This window comes from Aeromonas sp. OTU364 (genome assembly GCF_038440395.1).
Classification (GTDB): domain Bacteria; phylum Pseudomonadota; class Gammaproteobacteria; order Enterobacterales; family Aeromonadaceae; genus Aeromonas.
The window spans coordinates 92,646-104,798 of the sequence record NZ_JASATR010000003.1 but is presented as its reverse complement, the minus strand read 5'-3'; the positions used below and the strand labels follow the sequence as shown (position 1 = coordinate 104,798).

Sequence of the window (12,153 nt, the reverse complement as noted above, 5' to 3'; positions counted from 1 at the left end):
AGGCACCGGACAACAAAAAGCCCGCCGACGAGGGCGGGCTCTTCACCTGAGTTGGCTGCCTCAGACGGCCATCTGCTCGTGGGGGGAGCCATGGTGGCGCAGCCAGAGGAAGCTCAGGGCCACGATCAGCACCATCACCACCATGATGGCCCCCAGGGTCACCTGCCCTTCCATCGGGAAGCTGGCGGCCAGCAGGGTGACCACACCGGCCCCCAGGTTCTGCATGCCCCCCAGAATGGCCCCGGCGGTGCCCGCCTGACCCGGGAAGGGCTCGATGGCGCAGGAGGTGGCGGTCGGGTAGAGGATGCCGCTGCCGATGAAGTAGACAGCCGCGCCCCCGACCAGGGAGGCCGCACTCACCACCCCGAACAGGCCGGGCACCAGAATGATGAGGGCCCCCAGCCCCAGGAAGGCGATGCCAAGGCGCATCAGCTTGCCCTGGCTCAGGCGAAAGCTCAGGCGGGCCGAGAGCCAGGCGCCGAACAGGTAGCCGGGCAGCGGCAGCACGAACAGCACGCTCACCGTGCGGGCGCTCAGCTTGAGCACGTCGCCGAGCAGCACCCCGGCCGCCGCTTCGAATACCGCGAGTCCCGCGAAGGTCGCCATCAGGCAGAGCAGGTTGCCCTGAAAGCGCGGGTTGCCGAGCACGTGGCGGTAGGCGGCGCCGACCCGCAGTGGTTGCTCACGGGCGCTCGCCGGCAGGGTCTCGCCAAACCAGGCCAGCAGGGCCAGGGTGGTCAGGGCACCGAAGCCGAACAGGAACCAGTAGCCGGCGCGCCAGTTGAACAGCTCGGTCAGCCAGCCCCCCAGCACGGGGGCCAGCAGGGGGGAGAAGATCACCCCCATGCTCACCAGGCTGTTGGCGCGGTTGAGCTCGGCGCCGCTGTAGCGATCCCGCATCACGGTCCGGCTCATGGCGCCACCGGCCCCCGTGCCCAGTCCCTGGATGAAGCTGCCGGCCAGCAGGGCGGCAAAGTGCGGGATCAGCTGAATGGTCAGGGTACCCACCAGAAACACCATCATGCCGATGAGCAGCACGGGGCGGCGGCCGATGCGATCAGACAGCGGACCGTAGACGAACTGGGAGAGGCCGTACGGGATCAGGTAGCAGGCCATCACCGCCTGCAACTGACCGGAGGCCACATGAAAGTCCCCCGCCATCATGGGAATGGAGGGCACATAGAGGGTCTGGGTCATCTGGCCCACGGCGACCATCAGAATGGTCAGGAAAAACAGCGGATAAAAACTGTGCCGATACATATCTCAGTCCCGAAAAATCATCGAAAAGCTGCCCGCCTCTGGCAGAGAACCGCAGAGGGGATCCAATAAACAGGGTCAATCAAAGGTGAAACGCAAGGCGGAGGACCCGCACCCGCCAGGAGCAGGACGCTCTTTGGCTTGCGGTGATCTTAGTGATTCATGTCACAAAAAACGAACGAATCTTTATAATCTTCTTTCCCAAGTTTTTCTAATGTGACGGGGCCTGCGGCCCCGTCGAACTGACATCGAAGGGGAGCGGGACGCCTGTGCCCAGGCGCCCCGCTCCCCTTAGCCCACCCGCCCCAACCCGGCGGGCGCCAGCCCGTGCTCGGCGGTGCCCGCCGCCCCCAGTCGCAGGCAGCGCCCGGCCACCTTGCCCGCCAGCGCCTCGTCATGGGTCACCAGCAGCAGGGCGCAGCCTATCTCCGCCAGCTCCGCCAGCAGGCAGGTGACGGTCTGCTGCTGGCTCAGGGGATCGAGCCGGGAACTGGGCTCGTCGGCAAACAGCAGCACCGGGCGCAGCAGCAGGGCCCGGATCAGGGACAGCCGTTGCAGCTCCCCCCCGGAGACCTGGCTCGGCAGCCGGCTCAGCAGCCGCTCATCGAGGCCGAGCTTCGCCAGATAGTCGGTGAGAGGCTGGCGGGGCAGCCGGTGCAGGCGCTGCAGATCGTCAAACTGGGTGGCGAGACGCACCCGGCTGGCGAAGGCCTGCACCGGATCCTGATAGAGCTTCTGCCAGCGGTGGGGGGCTATGCCCCCCTGGCGCAGCACCCGCCCTCGCAGCGGGTGCTGCAACCCCAGCAGCACATTGCCGAGGGTGCTCTTGCCCGCACCGCTCGGCGCCATGATGGCGAGCCGCTCCCCCCGGGCCAGTGGCAGGTCGAGCCCCTCGAACAGGGTCTGATCCCCGTAACCCATGGCGAGCCCCTCCCCCCTGAGCAGCCAGTCGCCGGTCGGGGGATGCACGGCCTCGGGCCAGGCCGAGGGCTCCGCCGCCAGCAGGGCGCGGGTGTAGGCATGGGAAGGCGCCTGCAGCACCTGCTCGGCGGGCCCCTGCTCCACTATCTCACCCCCCTTGACCACCAGCACCCAGCCCCCCAGCGCCCGGGCCAGGGAGAGATCATGGGTGATGGTCAGCAGGTGGCGCCCCTCGGTCAGATAGCCCTGCAGCAATGTCTGCAGCCTGGCACTGGCCCGGCTGTCGAGCCCCTTGGTGGGCTCGTCGGCGATGAGCAGGCGCGCCTGCCCCAGGGTGGCGGCGGCAAAGGCAGCGCGTTGGGCCATGCCCCCGGAGAGCTGGTGCGGAAAGTGACGCTCCCGCCCGGCAAGCCCGAGCCGCTCGAGGGCGTCCCGCGCCCGTGAGCGCGCCTCCTTGCCGCCCGCCAGCCAGCCCTCCTCCACCTGGGGCAGCAGCCCCATGGTGGGGTCCAGCGCCAGCACCGGCTCCTGGGGCAACATGGCCAGCTCCCGCCCCCAGAGGGCGCGCAGGGCCTGGGGGTCCGCCAGGCTGTGGCACAGGCCGCCCATCGCCATCTCACCCCGGCCGCGAAGGGGGGCAGGCAGGGTCCCCATCAGGGCATGGGCCAGCAGGGATTTGCCCGAGCCGCTCTCCCCTATCAGGGTCAAGGCGCTGCCGGGGAGCAGGGTGAGATCCAGCGCCTGCAGCAGGGTCTGTCGGCCGTCATCCACCTGCAGGCCCTTGATATGAATGGTCGTCATGGGGTGACTCCTTGTGCGGATCCAGGATGAAGTGTGCCCTTCTGATTGAGCAGCACCAGGGCCAGCAGCATCACTCCCATCACCAGTATGGGGGCCAGCAGCAGGCGGGGCGCCTCCTGATAGTGGGGCAGCGCCTCCGTCATCATCAGGCCAAGCTCAGGGGTGGGTGGCTGGATGCCCACCCCGACGAAGCCCAGGGTCGAGAGGGTCAGGACGGCCCCCGCGAGGCCAAAGGCCATCATGGTCAACAGCTGGGGGGCCAGCTCGGGCCAGAGGTGGCGCCGCAGGATGTGGGCGTTGCCAAAGCCCAGCAGCCGGGACGCCTCCACCTGGGGCGAGGCGAGCAGCGCCCGGCTGCGGGCCCGCACCACCCGGTAGTACTCCACCCACTGGGCCATGGCCAACCCGAGATAGAGGATGGCGAAGCCCCCCTGGGCCATGGCGGAGAAGAGCAGTACCAGCAGCAGACTCGGCAGGGCCAGCACGCCGTCGGCCAGGCTGCGCAGCAGGCCGTCGACCCAGCCGCCGCGCCAGGCTGAGAGCCAGCCCAGCAGCGACCCCAGCAGGGCAGCCGTCAGGACGCACAACATCCCCAGCAGCAGGGAGAGCCGGGTCGCCGCCGCGAGCCGCGCCATCAGGCTGCGGCCCATCTGATCCCGCCCGAGCGGCTCCTGCCAGGAGGGATCGGCCAGGAACTGCACCAGATCCTGGGCGGCGGGATCGGGCCAGAACACGGGGCCCAGCAGGGCGAACAGCACCACCAGCAGGAGCAGGCTTGCTCCCGCCTTGACAGAGAAAGACATGATCAGGACTCCTTGGGACCGCGGGGATCGATGGCGAGGCAGAGCAGATCCGTCAGGGTATTGAGCAGCACGAAGAGCGCCGCCAGCACCAGCACGGTTCCCTGCACCATGGGGATATCGCGCCAGAAGATGGCATGCACCAGGGCATGGCCGATGCCGGGCCAGGCGAACAGGCTCTCGACCACCACGACCCCTTCGATGAGCAGCACCAGCTGAACCCCTGTGTAGGCGATGACGCTGACCCCGGTATTGCGCAGGCCGTGACGCCTGAAGACCCGGGCAGGCGAGAGCCCCTTGGTGAGGGCGAAGCAGTAATAACCGGACTGCACCACGGTGAGCACGCTCTCGCGCACCACCCGGGAGAGCACACCCGAAAGCCCCAGCCCCAGGGTGAGGGCGGGCAACAGCAGGTTGCTCCCCTCCCCGTGACCGGCGGCGCTGACCCAGCCCAGCTCCACCGAGAGCAGCACCATGAGCACCAGGCCGAGCAGGAAGGGAGGCAGCGCGCGCATCAGCACGCTCCAGCCCAGGGTCAGGCGATCGCACCATCCCCCCGGACGCAGGGCGCTCAGGCTGCCGAGCGGCAGCGCCAGCAACAGAGCCAGGACCACGGCGGCCACCGCCAGGGACAGGGTGGCCCCCAGGTGGTGGCCCACCTCGCTGGCCACAGGTGCGCCCGTCACCAGGGAGCTGCCAAGATCCCCCTGCAGCAGGGCCCCCAGCCAGTCACCGAAGCGGGAGAGGGCCGAGCCGGCCAGCCCCAGCTCGCTTCGCACCGCGTTGGCGGCCTCGGCGGTGACATAGTCATAGCCGTAGCGGCCCGCGGCGATGCGAAAGGCGATGTCCCCAGGCAGGGATTGCACCATCAGAAAACAGAGCCCGGCCACCAGCAGGGCCACCATCAGCGCCTGCACCAGCCGCTGGCCCAGTATTCCCATGACGGCAGAGAAGGGCGCCGCTGTCATTGTGCACTCCATGTCAGCTTGTCCAGACGGTAGCTGCGCTCCTGGGGATCCAGCTCAAAGCCCTTCAGCTCACGGCTGACCGCCGCGCTCTGGCGATACCAGGCGATGGGCAGGAGGGGCAACTCCTGCTGCAGGGTGGTGGCGATGTCACGGCGCAGTGCCGCGGCCTCCCCCGCGGGCAGGGTCTCCTTGTCAAGGCGGGCCAGTGTTTGCTCCATGGCTTGGGATTGCCAGTTCATCACCCCCCAGTCGGCACCGGCGGGGGCCAGATCCCCCAGCAGGGTGACCAGGGGATCCGGCACCAGGGCATAGTTGCGGGCATAGAGGCCGAGCTGGAGCGAGCCATCCTGATGACCGGCCGGGATCTCGCTCGAGTTGCCCACCGCCACCTTGAGGTCCACCCCCACCGCCTTCCACTGCGCCTGCAGTGCCGTGGCCAGCAGGGGCAATTCCGGGCGATCCGGGAAGGTGCGCAGGGTCAGGGCGAAACGCGCCTCCCCCTTGTGCAGCACGCCATCCGCCCCCAACAGCCAGCCTGCCGCCGCCAAGGCCGCCTGAGCCGCCTTGACGTCATAGGCGAGCGGGGTCAGCCCGGGTTGATGCCACTCCCCCAGGGTGGGAGGGAAGAGCTGGGTCGCCGCCATCTCGGGATCCCGCAGCAGGGCCGCCGCCATGCCACGGCGATCGATGGCGAGGCTGAGGGCACGGCGCACCGCCGGATCCTTCAGAAGAGGATCGGCCCCATTGAGCTTGAGCTGTATGGTGCGCGGCAGGGTAACGGAGACGATGGAGACCCGGGGCGCCTGCTGCAAGCGGCGGATGCTGACCGGATCCAGCCCCCAGGCGATGTCGGCCTGACCGCTCTCGGCCATCAGGGTGCGGCTCTCGGCGCGGCCCACCGTCAGGTAGCTCACCTGCGAGATGGCAGGCTGGGGGCCCTGCCAGCCATCGAAGCGCTCGGTCTCGACTCGCTGGGGCTGCTGCAACCGGGTGATGCGATAGGGGCCTGAGCCGATGACCTGGGTCACCTCCCCCTTGGCATCATAGGCCCCCTTCGCCAGGATCTGGGTGCTGGGGTGCGCCAGCACGGCGGCCAGGGGCGCGAAGGGGCCGGTGAGGGTGACCAGCAGGGCCCCCTCATGGGCCTCGATGGACGCGATGGGGGCGCTGGTCATGACACCGGGCTTGCGCCATGCCTGCTGCAGGGCAAAGGCGACCTGCTCGGCGCTCACCTCGCTGCCATCGTGGAAGCGGGCCCCGGGGCGCAGGGTGAATCGCCATTGCAGGCCATCCTCGGAGTGAGACCACTGGCTCGCGAGCCCGGGCTGCAGATTGCCCTGGCTGTCGACCTCGACCAGGGTCTCCGCCACCTGCATGCGGGTAAAGAAAACCCCGTTGCTGGCAGGGTCGACACTGTGGATCTCCCAGGGCCCCACCATGGCCAGCGGCTTGCCGTGAGCAACATTCATCCCGGCCATCAACACCAGGGCGCACCATCCCCAACGGGCGTGTATTTTTGTCATCCTTTCCATCCAAACGATAATGATTACCAACCAAGATCTGGCGTTATAACATAACAATTAATCAGAATGAATGACTTTTCATTTTTGATAGATGGCTTATTTACAGCGGGAAAGGGGGAACAGATGAGCGGCCCAGCAGGCGGACAATGGGGCGGCAATCATAAAAAGCGATGGCCCGTCATCGGGCCATCGTCATCATCCTAGCGGGTCACCATCTGCTGTGCCCGCTTGACCTGATCCTCGGGGCTCTCGTTGCGGGGCGGAATGGTGATGCCCTTCTGGCAGGCGGGTTTGGCCTCCATGCGCGCCATCCAGGCCTGCAGATGGGGCAGGCCCTCGATGGAGATGCCGCTCCAGTCATGGATCCGCACCCAGGGCCAGGTGGCAATGTCGGCGATGCTGTACTCGTCGGCCAGGTACTCATGGTGCGCCAGGTGGCCGTCGAGCACCTCGAACAGACGGCGCCCCTCCTTCTGGTAGCGCTCTATGGCCGCCGGGATCTTCTCGGGGAAGTAGCGGTAGAAGACGTTGGCCTGCCCCATCATGGGGCCGACGCCACCCATCTGGAACATCAGCCACTGGATGGCCTGGGAGCGGCGCTTGGGATCCTGCGGCAGCAGCTTGCCGGTTCTTTCCGCCAGATAGATAAGGATGGCGCCAGATTCGAACACGGCGAAGTCACCGTTATCCCGATCGACGATGGCCGGAATGCGGCCATTGGGGTTGATGGCCAGAAACTCGGGCTTCTTCTGCTCCATGGTCGAGAAATCCAGCGGGATCACCCTGTAAGGCAACCCCAGCTCCTCGAGGGCGATCGACACCTTGAACCCATTGGGCGTGGCGGCAGTGTACAACTCTATCATCTTGGACTCCTTGGTCGTTCAAACATAATGATCAGGCCTGAGCGCTGGGACGGGCACTCACCCGCTCATGCCAGGCCTGCAAGTGATGCTGGTGCGGGGCGATGCGAAGAGCGACGACCTTGCCAAAGCCGATGGTGCACAGCGCCAGGATGTCGGCGATGGTGAAGCGATCTCCTGCCACATAGGGCAGCTCGGCAAGGCGGGCATCGAGCCTGGCAAACCAGACCAGGGCCTGCTGCTTGCACTCCTCCCCCACTGTGCCCTTCTCCGCCAGAAACATCCTGACCCGGCGGGCGTTGGGGGCACGGTTCAACTCATAGACCGTCATCTCGCCTCCGTTGTCGGGAACACAGCGGGCCGCTTCCCATTCCCATGAGGAGCAAAAGCCAAACGGCGCAATATCGGTCTGTTATGACAAATATTGCGCCGCTTGAACAGCCCGAATAGAGGGGGGAGCGGTTAGCTGCACAGCACCACGGGTTGACGCTGACGCAGCAGGATGAGGCGGGAGAGAAGCGGGAAATAGGACTCTAATTTGCTCTGCAGTACCAGGCTGCAGGCGGGATCCGCGAGTTCAGTTTCATCCAGCACTATGCCATTGGAGACGAAGTAAAAGCGCGGGTCCCTGACATCCGGCCCCTGGGGAGGGCTGTCATATTGTCGGTGAACCAGCAAGGGCAGCACGGGCAATCCCAGGGCAGCGCCGCTGGCGGGCCAGACCGGCTCCGGCCATGCCGCATCATCCTCTTCCAGCAGCAAGATGGCCGCCTCCTCCTTCGACGGTTGCCAACTATCCGGTTGTGCCACCCTCACCTCGGTGAAGTAATCCCCCTCTCCACTGGCGGCACGCAGTGCGGCCAGCACACCCAATGTCGTCGCTGCCGACGGTTTTTGACTGACTAATGACAGATTCATGGCTCATGTCCCTATGCTCACCACAGCCTGTTAGCCGGCTGTCGCGATAAGACTAGCCGATAACAGGCCTTTATTGGAGCCGTCAGATCTGCCAGCCCCCACCATGACCGAATGCGGGTACCATGGTTGCTATTCCAGAATATCTTGGTAAGATACCGCGTCCTTTTATCCCCCGTTCTTTAACATCCAGTGGTGAACCTATGCATCCGATGCTGAATATCGCCGTGCGCGCTGCGCGCAACGCCGGTCAAGTTGTAGTAAAAGCCTTCTCCCAGCCCGAGAACATCGAGGCTATCCAAAAAGGCAGCCACGACTTCGTGACCAACGTTGACCGTGAAGCCGAAGCGGCAATCATTCACACCATCAAGAAGTCTTACCCGGAACACAGCATCGTGGCTGAAGAGTCTGGTGAGATTGCCGGTACCAATCCGGATTACCAATGGATCATCGACCCACTGGATGGCACGACCAACCTGGTCAAGGGCATTCCGCACTTTGCCGTCTCCATCGCCCTGCGCGTCAAGGGCAAGACCGAACAAGCCGTCGTTTACGATCCCATTCGTGACGAGCTGTTTACCAGCACCCGTGGCAACGGCGCCCAGCTGAACGGCTACCGTATCCGTGTCGGCAAGGCCAAAGAGATGGCTGGCACCGTACTGGCCACCGGTTTCCCGTTCAAGCAGAAGCACCACATCGAGCCGTACCTGAAGATGTTCCAGAGCATGTTCATCGAATGTGCCGATATCCGCCGTGCCGGCTGCCCCGCCCTGGATCTGGCCTATGTGGCCGCTGGTCGCATCGATGGTTTCTGGGAAATCGGCCTGAAGCCCTGGGAAACGGCCGCCGGTGAGCTGCTGGCCAAGGAAGCCGGTGCCATCGTTACCGACTTCGTGGGTGGTCACAACTACGAGAACTCCGGCAACATGGTGGTTGCCAACCCGCGCGTCCTGAAAGAGATGCTCGGCAAGATCCGCGAAAACCTGCCGGACTCTTTGGCTAAATAAGCTGGCCAGGTAAGTCGCAAACCCTTGAAAAAAATGCCAGTCGGCCCAGCCGACTGGCATTTTTTTATCTCGATGATCCGGAAAGTCAGCCGCTGCAGCGTGGAACCTGCCCCTGCCCCATTCCAGATGAGCAGGCTAGCGGTGCACGGTTATTCACTTTAGATGGTGCCGTTACGCCCCATGTTGATCACGACCCGCCGGTTCTTGGCTCGGCCAGCGTCCGTCTCGTTGGAGGCCACGTGCTGTTTCTCGCCGTGCCCCTCCACCGAGATCTTGCCCTCCTCGATGCCGAGATCCACAAACACCTGCTTGATGGCATCTGCCCGCTTCTCGGAGAGCTTCTGATTCGGCCAGCGACCGCCGTAGCTGTCGCTGTAGGCGTCGATCACCACCACGTCTATGCTCTTGTCCGCCTTCACGTAGTCGCCGATCAGCGCCAGTCGCCGCCTGGAGGCAGGCGACAGCTGATCGCTGTTCTTGTCATAGGAGAGCACGCTGAAGGCGATGTCGTTGAAGCTGTAGGGCAAGAGGCCGCTCAGGCAATCCATGAAGGCCTGGTATTTGACCCTGAAGTTGACCGAGGAGAGCGACACCCGCACCGGCCTGTCCTGGCGATACCAGTCTCTGTACTGGAAGGTGGGCATGCGCCCCCCCTCCAGCTCGTCCAGCATGGTCCAGGCGGTTTGCCCCGCCACCAGGCCGTCGAACTGCTGATAGAACTGCAGCTGGCTTATCTGGCGTCCGGAGACACCGGGACGCCAGCTGGGGGGCATGATCCCGAGGCTCACCGTCTGGGTCCTGGCCTGCGGCCGCTGCCCCTTCAGCTCGAAGTCCAGGTTGATCTTGCGACCGGCCCGGCTGACGAAGGCACCCGTGCCCCAGCGGGGTATGGGGTGTTCGAGACGGCACTCCACCTGAGTATCCGAGGTCAACCGCCAGACGGATTGATCCAGACCGGCACCGAACTCGGTCACTCCCGCCTGCAACTGCATACTCACGGATATGCTGATCAACCCTAACACCCAAGCATTCAACGGCTTGCCCTCCACACGATCTCGGATTAACTATCGGCAGCGGCAAGCCAAGCTTTAGGGCAAAACCTCAATGGGGAGCGGGGCGCTCCATCAGTTTGAAGCTGGCGATGCGGGCCGTCAGATCCTGGGCCAGCTGATCCAGCTCGACACTGTTTTGTTGCAGGGTCTCCGAGTGCAGGCGGTGGGCCTCATAGACCTCCCGAATGGTCAGCACGTTGTGCTGGATATCGTCGGTCACATAACGTTGCTCCTCGGTGGCGGTCGCCACCTGGGCGGTCATGTCGTTCACCTTGCGCACCTCCTTGACGATATCGGTCAGCTCGCTGCCGGCCCGTTTGGCTTCGGTCACACTCAGCCCCGCCTGTTCGGTGCCCAGGTGCATGGCCGTCACCGCCTGACTGGCGCCCTGGCGCAGACGGGCCAGCATACCCGCAATGTCATCCGCCGCCTGCTGGGTGCGCGAGGCCAGCGCCCTCACCTCCTCCGCCACCACCGCAAAACCGCGACCGGATTCGCCGGCGCGGGCCGCCTCGATGGCGGCGTTGAGGGCCAGCAGATTGGTTCTGTCCGAGATCTGCTTGATGAGGCTGAGCGCCTCGCCGACCGACTCCGTCTCACGATGCAGGTTGTCCACCAGCTGCTGGGTATCGACCAGGGTGCCCGCCACCAGCTGGATGGCGTCTATAGTCTGATCTACCTCCCTGTCCCCCTGATGGGCACGTCCGATGGCCTGCTGGGTCGCCTGCGAAGTCTGGGTGGCGTTGCGGGCAATCTCCGCCACCGTCGAGGCCATCTCGGTCGCGGCGGTGGCGACCAGATCCACCTGGCCAACCCCCTTGACCACACCGGCGTTGACCTGTGCTATCACCTCTGCCGAGGCGGCGGCGCTGCGCGCCAGCACGTCGCAGGAGCGGCGCACCGCCAGCAACAGGCCTTCCAGATGTTCGAGGAAGCGGTTCAGATCCTGTGCCAATGCTCCCAGTTCATCACCGGATCGCCAGTTGACCCGCACCGTCAGGTCGTTCTCCTGCACCAGCCGTTTGAAGGTCTGATGCAGCGCCATGAAGCCCTGATGCAGGTCGCGCACCACCCGCCAGCAGACGGCACTGGTCAGGGCCACGCACAAGAGTACGCCGAGGGCGGCCCACCAGAAGTCGCTGGCACTCCTGGCCCGCATCTGCTCAACCCGATCGTACAACTGTTGATAGAGGCGATCCTCGCTCTCCTTGAGCAGGCTTATCTTGTCGGTACTCAAGGCAAACCAGGCTTCGGCATCCACCCCAAAGCCGCCGCTGGCCGCCTTCTCCAGCGCCAGTTTTTCGATGTCGGCTACCTTGGCCACCACGGGAGAGGCCAGACTGTCGGCCAGCAGCTGACGTTGCGAGGGGCTGGCTAACGCCTGGAAACGCTCGAGATAGGTATTCTGGGCGGCGAGGAGGGAGATGTACTGCTGCAACAGCGCCGGGGTGAAACTGCCTCGCGCGAACACATTGCTCAGGGTCGCCCGCTCCAGCCCCATGCGTTCCTTGCTCTGCAAGAAGGCGGCGTAGGCACTGGTCTGCAGCGCTATGGTGGCATCCTGACTGCGAATGCTGACCTGATCCACCACCGCCAGCAACTGGGTGATGAGACGGGTGTAAAAGCCGACCTGCTCCGCCACCTCGACCCCCAGGGCACCAACCCGCTCACGCATGGCGGTGAGCCCGGTCAACGCCTGCTGCACCTCTGTCAATGCCAGCAAGGCAGGATCCTGATGAAAACGCACCAGCAGGGTGTCGACCACCTTGCGCTGGGCAGGCAGGGCATCACGGAACTTGTTGCCGCCAGAACCGAGGAAGCCGGCCGACATGCCACGCTCCCTTTGCAGCTCATGGGCGAGCTGCGCCGCCTCCCGCACCACCCCGAGCGCAGCCTCTGCCTGACTCATCTCCTGCTCGGCCCGATAACGCTCATAGACGTATCGACCGGAAAAAAACAGCAGGGCCAACAGTGGCAGACAGACCACCAGCAACATCTTGTGCGCCAATCCCAGCTTCTTCATCGCCTCGCCCCTCCATGGTTGAAGTG

General features: G+C 65.0%; 11 protein-coding genes. 1 reads left to right on the top strand and 10 read right to left on the bottom strand.

Going from position 1 to position 12,153, the window contains the following annotated elements; translation table 11 throughout:
* Nucleotides 1-60 precede the first annotated feature (60 nt).
* The 8 genes from emrD to AAHB08_RS04865 all read right to left on the bottom strand — a co-directional run bounded on the left by emrD (nucleotide 61) and on the right by AAHB08_RS04865 (nucleotide 8,048).
* Complete coding sequence (emrD, locus tag AAHB08_RS04900; protein WP_342058293.1) at nucleotides 61-1,260, bottom strand: multidrug efflux MFS transporter EmrD; 1,200 nt, start codon at nucleotides 1,258-1,260, stop codon at nucleotides 61-63.
* A gap of 288 nt (nucleotides 1,261-1,548) precedes the next feature.
* Entirely contained in the window at nucleotides 1,549-2,979 is a 1,431-nt protein-coding gene (locus AAHB08_RS04895; protein ID WP_342058292.1) for an ABC transporter ATP-binding protein, read from the bottom strand.
* Nucleotides 2,976-3,782: an ABC transporter permease gene (locus AAHB08_RS04890; protein ID WP_342058291.1), complete on the bottom strand. Its 807-nt coding sequence runs from the start codon at nucleotides 3,780-3,782 to the stop codon at nucleotides 2,976-2,978. Before AAHB08_RS04890 ends, AAHB08_RS04895 begins: the two co-directional genes overlap by 4 nt.
* Nucleotides 3,783-3,784: 2 nt before the next feature.
* Nucleotides 3,785-4,747: an ABC transporter permease gene (locus tag AAHB08_RS04885; RefSeq protein ID WP_342058290.1), complete on the bottom strand. Its 963-nt coding sequence runs from the start codon at nucleotides 4,745-4,747 to the stop codon at nucleotides 3,785-3,787.
* Complete coding sequence (locus tag AAHB08_RS04880; protein ID WP_342058289.1) at nucleotides 4,744-6,270, bottom strand: ABC transporter substrate-binding protein; 1,527 nt, start codon at nucleotides 6,268-6,270, stop codon at nucleotides 4,744-4,746. The genes AAHB08_RS04885 and AAHB08_RS04880 overlap by 4 nt, the downstream gene beginning before the upstream one ends.
* 200 nt (nucleotides 6,271-6,470) lie before the next feature.
* Nucleotides 6,471-7,133 carry a glutathione S-transferase family protein gene (locus AAHB08_RS04875; RefSeq protein ID WP_342058288.1) on the bottom strand — a complete coding sequence of 221 codons (663 nt, stop codon included), beginning with the start codon at nucleotides 7,131-7,133 and terminating at the stop codon, nucleotides 6,471-6,473.
* 31 nt (nucleotides 7,134-7,164) lie between these two features.
* On the bottom strand, nucleotides 7,165-7,461 hold the full coding sequence (locus AAHB08_RS04870) for a glutathione binding-like protein (protein WP_342058287.1): 297 nt from the start codon (nucleotides 7,459-7,461) through the stop codon (nucleotides 7,165-7,167).
* 131 nt (nucleotides 7,462-7,592) lie between these two features.
* Complete coding sequence (locus tag AAHB08_RS04865) at nucleotides 7,593-8,048, bottom strand: hypothetical protein (protein WP_139439478.1); 456 nt, start codon at nucleotides 8,046-8,048, stop codon at nucleotides 7,593-7,595.
* A 200-nt stretch (nucleotides 8,049-8,248) separates the two neighbouring features.
* On the opposite strand from AAHB08_RS04865, the gene suhB reads away from it, so the two are divergent.
* The gene (suhB, locus tag AAHB08_RS04860) at nucleotides 8,249-9,052 is read left to right on the top strand and encodes an inositol-1-monophosphatase (protein WP_139439477.1); all 804 of its coding nucleotides are present in this window, start codon (nucleotides 8,249-8,251) and stop codon (nucleotides 9,050-9,052) included.
* Between the two features lie 158 nt (nucleotides 9,053-9,210).
* Here suhB and AAHB08_RS04855 read toward each other — a convergent pair whose 3' ends face one another.
* Nucleotides 9,211-10,086 carry a flagellar protein MotY gene (locus tag AAHB08_RS04855; protein WP_193558756.1) on the bottom strand — a complete coding sequence of 292 codons (876 nt, stop codon included), beginning with the start codon at nucleotides 10,084-10,086 and terminating at the stop codon, nucleotides 9,211-9,213.
* A gap of 67 nt (nucleotides 10,087-10,153) precedes the next feature.
* Nucleotides 10,154-12,127, bottom strand: a complete 1,974-nt coding sequence (locus AAHB08_RS04850; protein ID WP_342058286.1) for a methyl-accepting chemotaxis protein — start codon at nucleotides 12,125-12,127, stop codon at nucleotides 10,154-10,156.
* Nucleotides 12,128-12,153: the final 26 nt, after the last annotated feature.